We start from the raw sequence: 16,884 nt of genomic DNA on the forward strand, positions 1-16,884 counted from the left end.
GAAGAATAATTTTATGAAACACACATATAAACGAACCATTGCTCTTTGTATTCTTGTACTTTTCTTTAGTGGAAAAAAACATCCAAAAAACTCACCTATGAATATTACCAGAGGTCTTAAACCTGCTATAGCAACATATACTAGTTTAGAACAAGAGTTTATTATAAAAGTTGCTAACAAAATGAAAGATAATGGGTTTCCTGTTAATCAAGTAACAAGAGTTCACCTCAGCAAAAGAATTCTTACACATAACGACTATTATTCTTATAACGAGATTGTATTTTTTATTAACCCAGGAGTTTATAAACAAGATAAATTTAATTGGGGAATAGAAAACATTGGTATAGGCTGGGAAGATCCTTCTGTTATAAGAACTCCGGATGGAGGTATGGAATTTGAAATAGGTTATAAAACAAAACCAGAAGATCTTATAATGAACCTTTATCGTTTGGATGATTCCTATTCTTATGGCACACTCCTAAAAAATCATAATAGTATAATCAAAAAAATAAATGACATACTACTAGCCAATACCTTAGAAGAAATTAAATATTTTACCTCCAAAGGAATTTTAGAATTGATTAAAAATTATCTTATTGTAATCACTACAGATAATGAAAATGTATATGAAATGAAGATCAGAAAAATAGATCATAAACTCATAGATACGAATCATTTTAATAAACTGTTTAAGCAATATCACTTAAAAATACATCTAAACACATCAACAATAGAAATACTAGATAGTTTTGACCCAACTTTTTTTCCTACTCCTATTGCCGACCCCATTAAGCCTATTATTAAAAAGAATTAGAAAAACAAGGCTTTGTTCTACAAAACAACTGAATTACTAATTATGTAATCGATTATCTATCTGTTTTAATCCCTCATTGAGGGTTTAATTCCCTGTATTCTATGATTAAAACAAACTTTATACGGATATTTTGTTTATCTATTATGCTTTTAACGCAGACCTTCAAGGTTTTTTAAAAACCTTGAAGGTCTAAAACGTTAATTTTTTTGTACCTAAATCCTAAACGTACAAAGCGTAAAAGATATCTTTTTTAGAACTTAGCCAAAAACAATAGTATAGATCCTCAGTTCGATGTAATTTATAGTGTTTATAAAGCGTCAGTTCAGGAGAGAGTCTTTATAAATAACCTCTCGGCCTTATAGCCTGTCTATAACAAAATCAAAAGACTTAAGATCACACTACTTTTGATGAAAATCACTTATCTTCGATACAATTTCCTATCAGAAATTACTCTGACTGGCGTAAATTTTGTTATATAGAGCTATCGTTACGAGGGATTAACGATAATTAGGATAAAAGAGAATCTCTTTTATGTGGTTTGTTTTACTAGAAACTCTACGCTGTTGCAAACAAGTTCCTTTTTCATCCATAGCCATACAATGGATTAGAATTTCATCAATAAGCTTGTGATTCTTATCCTTAATAACAATTTTAGACAATTGCCTATCTGTGTAATAAAAATACTGTGTATAGAAGGTTGTAAAATTATCTACTATCTTGTGGATTGTCCCATCTTTATTATAGTGATAGATACCTTCATTCTCTTTATATTGTTTTCTGGTATAGCAACTGATACGTTCGCGTTGTTTAGGTTTCCAACGAGTCTTACAATAATAAGGTTCTTTATCTGCATAAGACTCTTTTATAAACCATAATCGTTTTTCTGTTTCTTGTAATAAATTACCTAACGAATCTATCGTTTTAGAATATTTGATACGACCATTTTTAGTAAAAACGAGCTCTTTTTTCTGTAAAAGCTTTTTTTGATCATGTACTAGTACATAAATTTCTTCAGTAGCAGAAGCTATTCCCTCAGGAAGCAACTGTTTATTGATGTATTTTTTTGTAGCACAAGATTGTAATAGTACGAGTATCATAAAAAAAAGTAAAACCCTCATAAACCTTAAATTTAGCTATATCGTAAGTTACGGATTTATAATAAACTCTATATATTAAAAGGTATTATGATAACTTAATATCTTCTTTAAATAACATATGGATATATTCCGCATGAGTCTCTGCATCGTGTTTATTTTCTACACAGTGAAATAGCAAATGGATCAACCCGTAATCGCCTAAACTATCTCTATACTCATGCTTTTCTTTATTTTTTATCCATAAAACAAAACAGCACAAATGACCTATCTCTCCTAATTTTCGAGAATCTTTTAAACATTCCCTAAATTCATCTAGTGTCATACGAGCGTACTCATTATATTTTCTTTTGCAAAAATTATAATCAAACGTATGTTTATATGACTCTAGTCTTCTATTTTGTATCTCGTAATTCATACCACTCATAACAAAAAAATTATTTGTGTTAGCTATTTATATCATTACAGCTATAAAGTTTACAACTATGTCTGTTTTTACAAAACACATGCCAAGACAATAAAAAGAGTAATTTATGATACCCTATTTTAAACTCTTATTTCTTTTCAAAACAAAAACATAATTAGGAATTATTCCAATGCAAAGATATAAAATATGGAATAATTCCCACTAACAAAATCAAGTTTTATACTATAATGAGAAGCATTTTTCCCTAAAAAAGCAGTCTAAAAAGCAATACAAGTGTAGGTGTAACTATTTAATAGGTAGGTTGTTGTTGATAAAAAAGCACTCTTCTTGTTAATAAAACTTAATAAGTTTATTTTTAAAAACGAAATCTGACCATTACATTTACTCTGTCTTTAATAAGATAGAATATGTTTTTTGGGGAAAGAACTACTATTACAAAATTAAAGAGGAAAACAAATCAAATCAAATTATAGAACTATGCAGTATAAAGTAATTGATACAAAAAGCCAGTTTTTTGGTGAAGTATTGGATTTTGAATCCTGCGCTACATTAAACGATCTGGGAGGAGTACTCCTAAAGATCGAAAGAAACAGAGTTTCACTTTTTAAATTTAACGAAGTAGAATTGGTATAATTACCATTCTACTTCTTATCACTACCTATTTTAGCTCGGTAATTCGTTTTACATACTTACCAATAACATCAAACTCTAGGTTAATAACAGTTCCTATAGTAAAAGTGTTAAAATTCGTATGTTCATAAGTAAAAGGAATAATAGCCACGCTAAACTCGTTTTGTTTAGAATTAACGACAGTTAAGCTCACTCCATTAACAGTAATCGAGCCTTTTTCTATAGTGATATTATGTAATGATGGATCATAATTAAATGTAAAATACCAGCTCCCATTAGCTTCTTCAATAGCAGTACAGATTGCAGTTTGATCTACATGTCCCTGTACAATATGCCCATCTAGTCGATCTCCTAACTTCATACCTCTTTCTAGATTTACAACAGTACCTTCCTTAAGAGTAGCAAAATTAGTCTTATCTAATGTCTCTTTGATAGCTGTAACAGTATACATATCCTCAGTAATAGAAACCACCGTTAGGCAAACACCATTATGCGCTATACTTTGATCAATTTTTAATTCAGAAGTGAAATTTGCTCGCACTGTAATATCTAGATTCTCGTTAGTTTTTTGCAAAGAAACCACCGTTCCTAATTCTTCAATAATTCCTGTAAACATAAATGCGAAATATTTAGTTAAATTTGTGACCTTGAAGTTTGAGGTCTGATTTTAGATTTCAAAAATACAGATAAAGTAATTTATATAATGAAGAAAGAAGAAAAAATAAGATTAGGAATTTCTATTGGTGACCTTAATGGTATAGGAAGCGAAGTCGTACTTAAAACTTTTGAAGACTCTAGAATGTTAGATTTTTGTACTCCTGTAATTTTTGCTTCAGTAAAAATTCTTTCTTTCTTAAAAAAACAATATAAGAGCACTACTAATCTACATGGTATTGATAAAATATCCCAAGTTCTGGATGGTAAAATTAATGTTCTTAATGTTTGGAAAGAACCTGTAAATATTAATTTTGGGCAAGAAGATCAAAAAATAGGTAGCTATGCCATTAAATCGCTTAAGTCTGCTACAGCAGCTTTAAAAAATAATGATATCGATGTACTCGTTACAGCTCCTATTAATAAACACAATATCCAATCAGACGAATTTAAATTTCCAGGGCATACTGATTATCTAGATCAAGAACTAAAAGGCAATAGCTTGATGTTTATGATTACTGATGATCTAAAAATAGGATTACTAACCGATCATGTAGCTGTAAAAGATATTGCAGAAACCATAACACCAAAACTGATTGAGCAAAAAATAAATACTATTTATAACACCCTAAAACAAGATTTTGGTATTTCTAAACCAAAAATCGCAGTACTAGGAATTAATCCACATAGTGGAGATAATGGTGTAATTGGTAAAGAAGATGAAGAAGTTCTAAAACCAACTATTCAAAAAATTAACGAATCCGGTAAATTAGTCTATGGTCCATATGCTGCGGATAGTTTTTTTGGATCTACTGCATATAAGGCTTTTGATGCTATTGTAGCATCATATCATGATCAAGGATTGATTCCTTTTAAAACACTCTCTTTTGGTAAAGGTGTAAACTATACCGCAGGGCTAGATAAAATACGAACTTCACCAGATCATGGCACTGCTTTTGAGATTGCAGGAAAAAATAAAGCAGACAATAGCTCTTTTAAAGAAGCTGTTTTTGCGGCATTAAAAATTTTTAAAAACAGAAATGAATACGACGAGTTAACCAAAAACCCATTAAAGAAGCAACCTCGTAAACCACAGAATAAGGGTAATTAGGTTTGAGATTTTAACCAAAAAGAAGATCAATAAATACTTGATCTCTTGCATCTGTCGATGGCAGAGATCTCACAGCGAAGCGTACTCACCACTAATTTGCTAACAATCTGATATAATTTTGTTTACAAAAATACTTTCATAAAATTTTTTTACTATCTTTGCACCCGCCTTAATCAGATCGATGAGGCCTGAAACTGATGATGAAATGAAACAACTTAAAGAGTATACTATTCCTTTTGTTGGGCTGAAGCAAGGATTACACCAGTTTGAGTATCAAATTGAGAATACGTTCTTTGAACATTTTGAGTATGATGAGTTTAATTCATCTGCAGTAATTGTTGATATGGAGTTCAATAAAAAAACAACGATGTTGGAACTTCAGTTTAAAGCAACAGGTACTGTAAATGTAAATTGTGATCTCACCAATGAACCTTTTGACTTACCTATCGAAAATGATATTTTTTTGGTAGTAAAGTTTGGAGATGAATATAATAATGAAAATGAAGAACTTCTTATTATCCCTTACGGATCGTATGAAGTAAATATTCAGCAATATATATATGAGCTTATTGTATTAGCCATACCATCCAAAAGAGTTCATCCTGGTGTTGAAAACGGGACATTAGAATCTGATATACTTGAAAGACTAGAAGAATTAAGTCCAAAAGAAAAAACAAGAGTAGAGAACAATGAGGAAACAGATCCTCGTTGGGACAAGTTAAAAAACTTATTAAACGATAAAGATAAATAATAGCTAAGCAATGGCACATCCTAAGAGAAAAATATCGAGAACCAGAAGAGATAAAAGAAGAACGCATTATAAAGCTACTGTACCACAAATAGCGACTGATCCTACTACAGGAGAAGCACATTTGTACCACAGAGCACACTGGCATGAAGGTAAATTATACTATCGAGGTCAGATTGTTATCGATAATACTGAAGAAGAAGTAGCATAATAATAGTGTTGAAATCTTAAAAAAACTCTCACATTTGTGAGAGTTTTTTTGTTTTTAGTTGAATATGTCTCAAAATCCCATTATTTTGCGCCATATTTGTGTACAATTTAGTAATTTCAACGAATTTTTAAGCACATTTTTGTGCCCTAGTTCACGAAACTAAAACTATCGTATGAGTAAAATAACAGCCGCTATAACAGCTGTAGGTGCATATGTGCCGGACTACGTGTTAACTAATGATATATTAGCCACTATGGTCGAAACCAATGACGAATGGATTACCAGTCGTACAGGTATTAAAGAACGTAGAATACTAAAAGATAAAGATAAAGGAACATCTTTCTTAGGTATAAAAGCAGCAGAAGATCTAATTGCTAAGAAAAATCTCGATCCAAAAGAGATTGATATGGTAATTTTTGCAACTGCTACTCCAGATCTTCCCGTTGCCGCAACAGCAGCATATACTGCTTCGCAGATTGGAGCCGTTAATGCATTCTCTTATGACTTACAAGCAGCATGTTCTAGCTTTCTATATGGTATGTCTACCGCTGCTAGTTATATAGAATCCGGAAGGTATAAAAAAGTATTAGTGATAGGAGCAGATAAAATGTCTTCTATTATTGATTATACCGACCGTACCACATGTATCATCTTTGGTGATGGTGGTGGTGCAGCCCTTTTTGAACCAAATGATGAAGGACTAGGACTGCAAGATGAATATCTACGTACGAATGGTATCGGAAGAGAGTTTTTAAAAATTGAAGCAGGTGGATCTATATTACCACCTACAGAAGAAACCGTAGCCAAAAGACAACATTTTGTACAACAAGATGGAAAAACGGTGTTTAAATATGCCGTTTCTAATATGGCAGATGCCAGTACAAAAATCTTAGAGCGTAATAACCTAACAGGGCAAGATGTAAATTGGCTTGTTGCGCATCAGGCTAATAAGCGTATCATTGACGCTACAGCCAAAAGAATGGAATTAGATGAGAGCAAAGTTCTTATGAATATTGAGCGATATGGTAACACTACCTCTGCTACACTGCCATTATTATTAAGCGATTATGAAAAGCAGCTAAAAAAAGGAGACAATATAGTATTTGCCTCATTTGGTGGTGGATTTACTTGGGGCTCTATTTATCTTAAATGGGCTTATAACTCCTAAACAACTAAACATACAATACCCACATATTATGGATTTAAAAGAAATTCAGAATTTAATTAAATTCGTAGCCAAATCAGGGGCAAGCGAAGTAAAGTTAGAGATGGATGACATTAAAATCACCATCAGAACCGCATCAGATGATAGCAAAGAGACGACATTTGTACAGCATATACCTGTAGGTAACACCGTTACACCTCAGCAACCTGCAACTCCTGTACAAACAACTCCTGTTGCATCTTCACCTAATGTAACAGAAGAAAATACATCTGAAGACAATTCAAAATACATAACAATAAAGTCTCCTATTATAGGAACTCTTTATAGAAAACCGTCACCAGATAAACCTACATTCGTAGAAGTTGGCGATTCAATTAAAGAAGGCGACGTACTTTGTATTATTGAAGCTATGAAACTTTTTAACGAAATCGAAAGCGAAGTTTCTGGTAAAATTGTTAAAGTATTAGTTGATGACTCTTCTCCGGTAGAATTTGATCAACCATTATTTTTAGTAGACCCATCATAACCAATTTTAAAATTCCAATACACAACTCATAGAACTTAGTTATTTTAGGTTTGGAGTTTGGAATTTGAGATTTTTAAATTTTAAAAGTTATGTTTAAAAAAATTCTAATTGCAAATAGAGGTGAGATTGCTATGCGAGTAATCAGAACCTGCAAAGAAATGGGTATTAAATCCGTTGCGGTATATTCTACAGCAGATGCAGAAAGCTTACATGTGCGCTTTGCAGATGAAGCCGTTTGTATCGGACCTGCACCCAGTAGTGAATCTTACCTAAAAATGTCTAATATCATAGCTGCTGCAGAAATTACAAATGCAGATGCTATACATCCTGGATACGGTTTCTTATCAGAAAATGCTAAATTTTCTAAGATCTGTGAAGAGCACGAAATAAAATTTATTGGTGCCAGCGCAGAGATGATCGATAGAATGGGAGATAAGGCTTCTGCAAAAGCAACAATGAAAGCAGCAGGAGTACCAACTATCCCTGGTAGTGAAGGAATCTTAGACTCTTTTGAAGAAACAGAAAAGCTTGCAGAAGAAATGGGATATCCCGTAATGCTAAAAGCTACAGCCGGTGGTGGAGGAAAAGGTATGAGAGCCGTATGGGCAAAAGAAGAACTAAGAAAATCTTGGGATAGCGCTCGCCAAGAAGCAGCAGCTTCATTTGGTAATGATGGTATGTACATGGAAAAACTCATAGAAGAGCCTCGCCATATCGAAATTCAGGTTATTGGAGACAGTAATGGTAGAGCATGTCACTTATCAGAAAGAGATTGCTCAGTACAACGTAGACATCAAAAACTTACCGAGGAAACCCCTTCGCCATTTATGACAGATCAACTGCGCAAAGAAATGGGTGAAGCAGCAGTAAAAGCAGCAGAATATATTAAATATGAAGGCGCTGGAACTGTAGAGTTCTTAGTAGATAAACATCGTAACTTCTACTTTATGGAAATGAATACTCGTATTCAGGTAGAACACCCTATTACAGAACAAGTAGTAGACTACGATTTAATTAGAGAGCAGATTCTTGTAGCAGGAGGAGTACCAATTTCTGGTAAAAATTACTTCCCGCAGTTACACTCTATAGAATGTAGAATCAATGCAGAAGATCCATATAAAGATTTTAGACCATCACCAGGTAAAATTACCAATTTACATATTCCAGGAGGTCATGGTGTACGAGTAGATACTCACGTATATAGTGGATATATTATTCCGCCAAATTATGACTCTATGATTGCTAAATTGATTACTACTGCACAAACACGTGAAGAAGCAATCAATAAAATGAAAAGAGCTCTAGATGAATTTGTAGTAGAAGGAATAAAAACGACGGTACCTTTTCATAGACAACTTATGGATCATCCAGAATACGTAGCTGGTAATTATACCACTAAATTTATGGAAGATTTTGAAATGAAAGATCCAGCAAAATAACTAATAATAAAGCCTCAGCAATGAGGCTTTTTTTATGAATTGTAGTTATTAGGAATATAAAGCTTTGTTATCTAATACCGATTTTCTATTTTGGTAGTGAAACTGTAGAGCTTTCCTGTGTACGCTACAGTTAAAAAAGAAGAAACCACCAATTTTGGTTTGACAGGATTGATACAAAAAAAGTTAGAAGAGATTTTATCAGAAATTTTACCAGATATCTAAAATAGCAACCGATGGAGTGGGATTATGGGAGTCGGAAAGCAAAAAAATCAATTGTAAAACAATTATCAAACAATGTATATTGTGGAGTACGACAAGGAGGAATGGAGGCTGCGATCAGTAGTTTAATTGGTGCAGAATTAGCAGACTTATTATAGGCAATCAATACGATTATGAAAAGAATTATCCGATGTATTGTCAAAAGTTGTATCCTATTCATTTCCTTGAGCATATTATGGGTAGTAGTATATAAATGGGTTAATGTTCCGATTACCCCATTAATGATCATTCGAAAAATACAATCAGAGAATCCTTATACCAGTAAACATCAATGGGTACCATTAACCAAAATTTCTAAAGTAGTACAGCTCGCCGTTATCTGTAGCGAAGACCAGCAGTTTATAAAACACAATGGATTTGATACAAAAGCTATCAAAAAAGCAATAGCCGAACACAAAACCGGAAAATCATTACGAGGTGCAAGTACGATCTCTCAGCAAACAGCCAAAAACGTTTTCTTATGGCCACATCGCAGCTGGGTACGAAAAGGATTGGAAACTTATTTTACATTTTTAATAGAGATTTTTTGGAATAAAGAACGTATTCTAGAAATCTATTTAAATAGTATAGAAATGGGAGATGGAATATATGGTGCTGAAGCTGCTGCTCAATTTTGGTTTAATACCTCAGCAATTGCACTTAACAAAAATGAGGCTGCCGCTATCGCTGCAATACTCCCTAATCCAAAAAAAATGCTTGCAACTCCTGCTTCTAAATATATCCAAAAAAGAAAAAAATGGATTATGAGTCAAATGCAAAATTATGGTACTTTAGTATTTGAAGATAACAAATGATGAAAAAGGCTACTTTTAAGGATCAAAATACGATAATAAACATTCTACATACTACTTTTATAACCGAAACATTTCCTAATTCTATTAATTTTGTTGCAAAAAAAGATAAAAAAAGATCACAAAGTATCTATCATTTAATGAAATATCAATGCAAAATGGCATTACGTTTTGGCGAAATATTTCTTAGTGATGATCAGTTGGGATGTGTACTGTTTCTAGATTCTGAAAAGAAAAAAACAACATTCACAACACTATTATGGGATATGGAACTAGTAATTCGATGTATTGGTATCAGTAGTATATATAATGTACTCAAGAGAGAAAAGATCCTGAAAAATAACCACCCTAAAATTCCATTTTTGCATTTATGGATCATGGGTACACTTCCTAAATACAGAAGTAAGGGAATAGGTACCAAATTATTGAGTGAAGTACTGGCATATTATAAAAATGAAAAACCGATATATTTAGAAACTACAACAGAGCGTAATAGGAATTTTTATATAAAACTAGGTTTTAAGGTTTTTAATGAAACTCATGTTTTAGACTATCCGCTCTATTTTCTTTTAAAACTCTAAATCAGCTATAGCAACTCATGAATCCAAAACAAACCAAAGAAGAATTATTATATCAATGTCAAAACTATGTAGATCAACGATTGCAAAGGATTCAAAATACAATTTTTGATATCCAACAATCATTAACATCCGAAACCAAAAGTACTGCAGGAGACAAACACGAAACTGGTCGAGCAATGTTACAATTAGAACGCGAAAAAGCTGGAAAACAATTAGCCGAAGTACAGAAATTACAAGAGATTTTATCCAAAATAAAGCTTTCTGACTCAGAGCATATTCACTTAGGTAGCTTAGTGAGTACTACACAAGGTAATTACTTTATAAGCATATCTGTTGGTAAGCTAACTGTAGAAAATCAATTCTATTTTGCCATAGCTGCCAATTCTCCTATTGGTAAATTAATATTAGGAAAAACCATTGGGAGTTCTTTTAATTTTAATGGAAATACAATCACTATAACCTCTATATTTTAAGTAAAAATATTCAAAATTTAGTAAACGTTATTTTTCTACTTTAAGACATACTCATATCCAATTGTATATAAATTATTTTTTTTATCATCAAATTCTTCAATCAATAGTATACAAAAATGATTTTGAGTAAATTGCTAATCCATAAATTATCATTGTTATGCAAAAGCTTTTTATACTAACACTTATAGGGATATTACTTTTTTCTTGTAAACCATATCAAAATACCAAGATCAGAAAAAACCAAATCACTTATGAGGATTTTAGAGCAGATCAGCGATTGTATCCTACCGATGATGGTTTACTAAAATATATTGATAAAGGAAAAGGACCTACAATTCTATTATTACATGGAGTGCCTACTTCTGGCTGGTTATATCGTAAGATGATTACTCCTTTAGTAAACAATGGATATCGAGTGATTGTACCAGATATGTTAGGATACGGATCCAGTGATTCTCCAGAAGGTTTTGAAATTTATAATGCAGAAAACCATGCGAAACGTCTTTTAGAACTTATGGAAGCATTAGGCATAGAAAAATGGTCTCATGTGATGCATGATGCTGGTGGATTATGGACTTGGGAACTTATGAAACAAGCTCCTGATAAGATCGAAAATCTGATTGTACTTAATACGATTATTTATGAAGTGGGGTTTTATCCTCCTGTACGAATGAAACCTGGTGGGCTTGCCAAAACAGCAATGTGGGGATATCGAAATGGAGTAACAACCAATACACTACTAAAAAACCTTTTTAATAGAGGGTTAAAAGAAAATACATTAAATTCTTTGGATGTAGCGGGGTATAAAACACCATTATTAGAAGGTAAAACACACGCCATGTATTATTTTTATAGTCAGACGTGTAATATATTACCCGACTACTCTGATGTTTTTGAAAACATCAATATCCCTGTCTCTGTTATCTGGGGGATCCATGATACCATGCTACAATGGCCACCACAACAAACAAGAGCTGCTAATGCTCTAAAAGTTAATAGTGAACATATTCATTTTATAGATGAAAAACATTTTTTGCAAGAGACAAAATCAAACGAAATCGTAGATAAAATTCTTGATTTTCTTAATTAAGAGAAAGGTTCTTGATCCAATACTTTAATTCTACCCTAAAAATAGTGCCTGTAATTAATTCCTGAATTTGATGTAATTCTTTTTTACTTACAGCAAGATCTATTTTATCCGAAGGTGTTTTTAATAATAATGGTCTACATTGCGTATTTTTGCATTGACTACAGCACTGATCATTAATTGCAGTAATACAAGAGTTTGAAAAATCTTTTAGTTCATTTAACGTTAGTAAAAAACCAATATCTTTAAATATCAATTGAACCTTAGGTTTTAAAATATGTTCTTCTTGTTTCCAAAAAAAAGAAATGCCTAACTCGTTACTGTAAATTTTATCTATAGCGTTCATTCTGAATCCATATTTAATTCAAAAATAACAACTATTTATAATAAATCTAAATAAAAATAAATTAATTTATGTCTTTTAATTTTAATTGAAGAGAGACCTCACCATTCCATTCATTTTCATCGATAGTATACGCTGCTTTAAAAAACTGCTGTCTGTTAATCAAATCATGTTTTGCTCCAAGATTAAAACCTATAGCACCTATAGCAATTTTATTTTTTTGTACGTTACATTTTAGATGAGTTTGATTAGCACCGACACATTTCCCGTATCCTGTATCTTGCAATCTTTCTGTCATAAAAATGGGAGTCATATTTCCGGGTCCATGTGGTGCAAACTGTTTTAGAATACGAAAAAACTTAGGGGTAATCTGACCCAGTTCCAGAGTAGCATCAAGAGCTATCTCTGGAGTAAGTAGTCTTTTATCTATAGTTTTAGAGACTACGTCTTCAAATTTTTGTTTAAAGGGTTCGTACTGTTCTTCTAATAGGGTTAATCCTGCTGCATACTTATGTCCTCCAAATTGTTCTATGTAATCAGAACAGGCATCTAATGCATTGTATACATCAAATCCTTTTACTGATCTGGCTGAGGCAGCCAATTTTGAACCACTTTTGGTAAAAACTAAGGTAGGACGATAATATGTTTCTATTAATCTAGACGCTACAATACCAATTACCCCTTTATGCCAGTTTTCTTGATATACTACAGAGGTATATTTATCTTCTTCCTTATTACTACGAATCTGTATTAAAGCTTCCTCAGTAATTTTTTTATCAGTTTCTTTTCTATTACTATTATATGACTCTATTTCTACGGCATAATGTAATGCTGTTTCTAGATTTTCTTCTGTTAGTAAATTAACCGCATGCAATCCGTGTTTCATCCTTCCTGCTGCATTAATTCTGGGAGCAATACTGAATACAACATCTGTTATTGTCAAAACCTCCTTTTTTACTTCTGATAATAATGCCTTAAAACCAGTTCTAGGATTTTTATTAATCACCTGTAAACCATGATATGCCAGTACTCTATTTTCTCCTGTAATAGGCACAATATCTGCTCCAATTGCAGTAGCTACCAAATCTAAATATGGCACTAAATCATCGATTTTTTGATCTTGATATATTGCTAATGCCTGAATGAGTTTAAATCCTACTCCACATCCACATAATTCTTTATATGGATAGTTACAATCCTCTCGTTTAGGATCTAACACTGCCACAGCATTAGGAATTTCATCTCCTGGCCTGTGATGATCACAGATGATAAAATCTATGTCTTTTGATTTAGCATAGGTTACTTTCTCAATAGCTTTAATACCACAATCGAGTGCTATAATCAGAGAAATATCATTATCGTGGGCATAATCAATTCCTTTGTATGATATCCCGTATCCCTCATCATATCGATCAGGTATATAGGTGGTAATCTGAGAAGATACTGTTTTTAAATAAGAAGATAATAATGCTACAGATGTCGTTCCATCTACATCATAATCTCCATATATCATTATATATTCTCCCGCAGCAATTGCTTTATGGATTCGAGCAACAGCAAGATCCATGTCTTTCATTAAAAAAGGATCATGTAAATCTTCTAAAGAAGGTCTAAAAAATTTTTTAGCTTGATCAAAAGTCTCTATTCCTCTGTTAATCAATAAGGAAGCGATTATGGGGTCTACATTAAGAACTTTCTCTAAATGCTGTATTTTTAAAATATCTGGTTTTGGCTGTAGTGTCCATCTCATTTATGTACTAAATTCGAGCTTTAAAAAACCAAAGTACAAAAAACATCTAGACTACCCTTAGTTTGCTATTAGTTTTGTATTTTGGTTAGCTGAAAAATTAAATTTAAAAAATAGACATACACATGGCATTAGTTACTCCATTATCTGCGGATCATGATCCGGATACTAAAAAATTAGCAGAATTTTTTAATGAAACCCTAGGATTTTGTCCTAATTCTGTTCTTACTATGCAAAGAAGACCTGCCATTTCTAAAGCGTTTATTAACCTTAATAAAGCTGTAATGGCTAATGAAGGTAGAGTAACCTCTGCTTTAAAACGTATGATTGCTTGGGTGAGTAGTAATGCTACAGGATGTCGATATTGTCAGGCGCATGCAATCCGAGCTGCAGAAAGATATGGAGCAGAGCAGGAACAATTAGATAATATATGGGAGTATAAGACTCATCCCGCTTTTAGTGATGCAGAGCGTGCAGCACTTGATTTTTCTCTTGCAGCATCAATACTTCCTAATGCAGTAGATGATAAAATAAAAGAAGAATTATATAACTACTGGGATGAAGGTGAAATTGTAGAAATGCTAGGAGTAATTTCTTTATTTGGATACCTAAACCGATGGAATGACTCTATGGGTACAATGGTAGAAGAAGGCGCGATCGAATCTGGTGAACAATATCTTGGTAAACATGGCTGGGAAAAAGGAAAACATGTATAGTATTTCCTAAAAAAAATACCAGTCTTTTAAAAAATATCGTAGACAATTCTTAAGAATTGTCTACGATATTTTTTATTGATATACTTTATAGTGTAAAACAATAATAGGGCTAAGAATAAGTAGTAAAGCTATTTTAGAATTACTACAAAATATGTAAACTTTTTTTAGGACGAGACAGTTGACGGCAAGAGTAGAGGCATCGTGCTAGCTGGAGAACAAGAACACATCCTATTTACTCTTGATGTAATGATTACCAAAATAAAACTAGGTTGTCTTGTACTAGAAATTTGTTCCCTAGATTTAAGTATAATTTTTTACTTTTTTGTCCGATACCTAAGTTTTTTCTAAATAGATTTTTTTAATAATTTTATTGTTTTTGTAGAGGACTGAAAATAAAACGCGAATATAAAATTTTAAAATAGTATCATAAGTTTAATTTGTATTGTTAATAAAAACATAATCTGTTTTTAAGGTTTTGATATATACCTTTGTTATTTTATTGTTGTTATAAGAGAAATTCTCCCACACCTAAATGTGGGAGAACTCTGGGAATTGTAAAAATCAATTACATACTGATAATGTAATGAAGATGGCTCTACCCTTTTGTGCCCCATAGTTTTAATCTAAACGTAGTCCTACCCGTGGTAAAGATTATAAAAAATGGAGTTGTCATCTATCATTGTTTTCAGTATGTTGGTTTTTACGATATAAAATGGTTTTGATGACCATTTATAATGCAATATTAAAACATGCCAGTTTCATTTTTCGGAACTGGCGAAAAAAAAAATCATTTTTTTTTATCAATCCTAAATATTTAAAATATTCCTGATCTAATTTTGATTATACATACCTTTATGCAATAGCACTTATATTGTATTAATGTAATTTCTTTTTAAAATAAAACAATGCAACATCAAAAACATCTTTTTGACCTATCTAATGATATTACGTATTTAAATGGAGCATATATGTCTCCTCAATTACAATCAGTAACAGAAGTAGGTCTTATGGCAGTTACTCAAAAAGCAAAACCGTATAAAATTACAGGAGAAGATTTTTTTACCCAAAAAGAAATTTTAAAACAGCGATTTGCTACTTTAGTTGGCGCTCTTGATTATAAAAATATGGCTATTATACCTTCTGTATCTTATGGTATTGCTAATGCAGCTCAGAATATCCCGATACATATGGGAGATGAGATTTTAGTAGTAGATGAGCAGTTTCCTAGTAATGTATATATCTGGCAAGAAGTTGCCCAAAAACATGGTGCTTCTATAAAAATAATTAAACCTCCAGTAAGTTTTAAGAACCGAGGAGCATTATGGAATCAGAATATTCTAGATGCAATCACTAAAAAAACTACTGTTGTGGCTATGCCCCATATACATTGGGCAGATGGAACGTTGTTTGACCTAAAAACAATTAGAGAAAGAACTAAATCGGTAGATGCTTTTTTAATCATTGATGGTACCCAAAGTGTAGGTGCATTACCATTTTCTATTGATGAAATAGCGCCAGATGCTTTAATCTGCGGAGGTTATAAATGGCTATTAGGACCGTATTCCATAGGAATGGCATACTATAGTGACGCCTTTAATGAAGGAATACCGATAGAGCAGAACTGGATGAATCGCTATAATAGCGAAGATTTTACAGGGCTAACTCAATATGAAAATCGTTATAAAGAAAAAGCTGCAAGATATTCTGTTGGTGAGTCTAGTAACTTTGTGTTAACGCCTATGCTAATTCGTGCTATAGAACAATTAATAGAATGGACACCAGCCGCTATCCAAGACTACTGTAAAAGAATTTCTGAAGAAGCTGTGGAATACCTTAAACAGTTAGGTTGCTTTATTGAAGATGATCTGTATAGAGCACATCATCTTTTTGGGATTTACCTTCCTAATCATATAGACTTAGAACTACTGAAATCTAAACTGAAACGAGAAGATATTTTTGTTTCTTATAGAGGTAATGCTATTCGGGTTTCTCCTAATGTATATAATTCTAAAATAGATTTTGATCGGTTAACTTCACAATTCAATTAA

20 protein-coding genes are annotated in these 16,884 nt (G+C 32.2%); 15 read left to right on the plus strand and 5 right to left on the minus strand.

The window, feature by feature from the left end:
* Nucleotides 1–13: 13 nt before the first annotated feature.
* Entirely contained in the window at nt 14–814 is an 801-nt protein-coding gene (locus tag N456_RS03255; RefSeq protein WP_062053852.1) for a hypothetical protein, read from the plus strand.
* 497 nt (nt 815–1,311) lie between these two features.
* On the opposite strand, the gene N456_RS03260 is transcribed toward N456_RS03255, so the two are convergent.
* Together N456_RS03260 and N456_RS03265 are read right to left on the minus strand one after the other, a co-directional pair.
* Complete coding sequence (locus N456_RS03260) at nt 1,312–1,932, minus strand: hypothetical protein (protein ID WP_148639166.1); 621 nt, start codon at nt 1,930–1,932, stop codon at nt 1,312–1,314.
* Between the two features lie 64 nt (nt 1,933–1,996).
* Nucleotides 1,997–2,335 carry a hypothetical protein gene (locus tag N456_RS03265; protein ID WP_062053856.1) on the minus strand — a complete coding sequence of 113 codons (339 nt, stop codon included), beginning with the start codon at nt 2,333–2,335 and terminating at the stop codon, nt 1,997–1,999.
* A 477-nt stretch (nt 2,336–2,812) separates the two neighbouring features.
* Here N456_RS03265 and N456_RS24205 point away from each other — a divergent pair, with 477 nt between their 5' ends.
* Nucleotides 2,813–2,968, plus strand: a complete 156-nt coding sequence (locus N456_RS24205; protein ID WP_158447812.1) for a hypothetical protein — start codon at nt 2,813–2,815, stop codon at nt 2,966–2,968.
* Between the two features lie 25 nt (nt 2,969–2,993).
* On the opposite strand, the gene N456_RS03270 is transcribed toward N456_RS24205, so the two are convergent.
* Entirely contained in the window at nt 2,994–3,581 is a 588-nt protein-coding gene (locus tag N456_RS03270) for a riboflavin synthase (RefSeq protein ID WP_062053857.1), read from the minus strand.
* A gap of 87 nt (nt 3,582–3,668) precedes the next feature.
* Here N456_RS03270 and pdxA point away from each other — a divergent pair, with 87 nt between their 5' ends.
* The 11 genes from pdxA (at nt 3,669) to N456_RS03320 (ending at nt 12,033) form a co-directional block, all read left to right on the plus strand.
* The gene (gene pdxA / locus N456_RS03275) at nt 3,669–4,730 is read left to right on the plus strand and encodes a 4-hydroxythreonine-4-phosphate dehydrogenase PdxA (RefSeq protein ID WP_062053859.1); all 1,062 of its coding nucleotides are present in this window, start codon (nt 3,669–3,671) and stop codon (nt 4,728–4,730) included.
* A gap of 205 nt (nt 4,731–4,935) precedes the next feature.
* Complete coding sequence (locus tag N456_RS03280; RefSeq protein ID WP_062054022.1) at nt 4,936–5,481, plus strand: YceD family protein; 546 nt, start codon at nt 4,936–4,938, stop codon at nt 5,479–5,481.
* Between the two features lie 10 nt (nt 5,482–5,491).
* Nucleotides 5,492–5,689 carry a 50S ribosomal protein L32 gene (gene rpmF / locus N456_RS03285; protein ID WP_062053861.1) on the plus strand — a complete coding sequence of 66 codons (198 nt, stop codon included), beginning with the start codon at nt 5,492–5,494 and terminating at the stop codon, nt 5,687–5,689.
* 172 nt (nt 5,690–5,861) lie between these two features.
* On the plus strand, nt 5,862–6,857 hold the full coding sequence (locus N456_RS03290) for a beta-ketoacyl-ACP synthase III (RefSeq protein ID WP_062053863.1): 996 nt from the start codon (nt 5,862–5,864) through the stop codon (nt 6,855–6,857).
* Between the two features lie 28 nt (nt 6,858–6,885).
* On the plus strand, nt 6,886–7,380 hold the full coding sequence (gene accB / locus N456_RS03295) for an acetyl-CoA carboxylase biotin carboxyl carrier protein (RefSeq protein ID WP_062054024.1): 495 nt from the start codon (nt 6,886–6,888) through the stop codon (nt 7,378–7,380).
* Nucleotides 7,381–7,469: 89 nt separating this feature from the next.
* On the plus strand, nt 7,470–8,819 hold the full coding sequence (accC, locus tag N456_RS03300; RefSeq protein ID WP_062053865.1) for an acetyl-CoA carboxylase biotin carboxylase subunit: 1,350 nt from the start codon (nt 7,470–7,472) through the stop codon (nt 8,817–8,819).
* A gap of 233 nt (nt 8,820–9,052) precedes the next feature.
* Nucleotides 9,053–9,196: a hypothetical protein gene (locus N456_RS25325; RefSeq protein ID WP_158447813.1), complete on the plus strand. Its 144-nt coding sequence runs from the start codon at nt 9,053–9,055 to the stop codon at nt 9,194–9,196.
* A gap of 15 nt (nt 9,197–9,211) precedes the next feature.
* On the plus strand, nt 9,212–9,892 hold the full coding sequence (mtgA, locus tag N456_RS03305; protein ID WP_082422411.1) for a monofunctional biosynthetic peptidoglycan transglycosylase: 681 nt from the start codon (nt 9,212–9,214) through the stop codon (nt 9,890–9,892).
* Nucleotides 9,892–10,470, plus strand: coding sequence for a GNAT family N-acetyltransferase (locus N456_RS03310; protein WP_158447814.1), 579 nt, complete (start codon nt 9,892–9,894; stop codon nt 10,468–10,470). Before mtgA ends, N456_RS03310 begins: the two co-directional genes overlap by 1 nt.
* A 17-nt stretch (nt 10,471–10,487) precedes the next feature.
* Nucleotides 10,488–10,943 (plus strand): hypothetical protein, encoded by a 456-nt coding sequence (locus N456_RS03315; protein WP_062053871.1) that lies wholly within the window; start codon nt 10,488–10,490, stop codon nt 10,941–10,943.
* A gap of 157 nt (nt 10,944–11,100) precedes the next feature.
* Nucleotides 11,101–12,033 (plus strand): alpha/beta fold hydrolase, encoded by a 933-nt coding sequence (locus N456_RS03320; protein WP_062053873.1) that lies wholly within the window; start codon nt 11,101–11,103, stop codon nt 12,031–12,033.
* Here N456_RS03320 and N456_RS03325 read toward each other — a convergent pair.
* Nucleotides 12,026–12,376, minus strand: coding sequence for a hypothetical protein (locus N456_RS03325; RefSeq protein WP_062053875.1), 351 nt, complete (start codon nt 12,374–12,376; stop codon nt 12,026–12,028). The genes N456_RS03320 and N456_RS03325 overlap by 8 nt on opposite strands.
* 61 nt (nt 12,377–12,437) lie before the next feature.
* Nucleotides 12,438–14,123, minus strand: coding sequence for a single-stranded-DNA-specific exonuclease RecJ (gene recJ / locus N456_RS03330; protein ID WP_062053878.1), 1,686 nt, complete (start codon nt 14,121–14,123; stop codon nt 12,438–12,440).
* A gap of 122 nt (nt 14,124–14,245) precedes the next feature.
* Here recJ and N456_RS03335 point away from each other — a divergent pair, with 122 nt between their 5' ends.
* Both N456_RS03335 and N456_RS03340 read left to right on the plus strand, forming a co-directional pair.
* Nucleotides 14,246–14,836: a carboxymuconolactone decarboxylase family protein gene (locus N456_RS03335; RefSeq protein ID WP_062053879.1), complete on the plus strand. Its 591-nt coding sequence runs from the start codon at nt 14,246–14,248 to the stop codon at nt 14,834–14,836.
* A 905-nt stretch (nt 14,837–15,741) separates the two neighbouring features.
* On the plus strand, nt 15,742–16,884 hold the full coding sequence (locus tag N456_RS03340; RefSeq protein ID WP_062053881.1) for an aminotransferase class V-fold PLP-dependent enzyme: 1,143 nt from the start codon (nt 15,742–15,744) through the stop codon (nt 16,882–16,884).

The sequence above is a fragment of the Aquimarina longa SW024 genome (assembly GCF_001401755.1).
Taxonomy (GTDB): domain Bacteria; phylum Bacteroidota; class Bacteroidia; order Flavobacteriales; family Flavobacteriaceae; genus Aquimarina; species Aquimarina longa.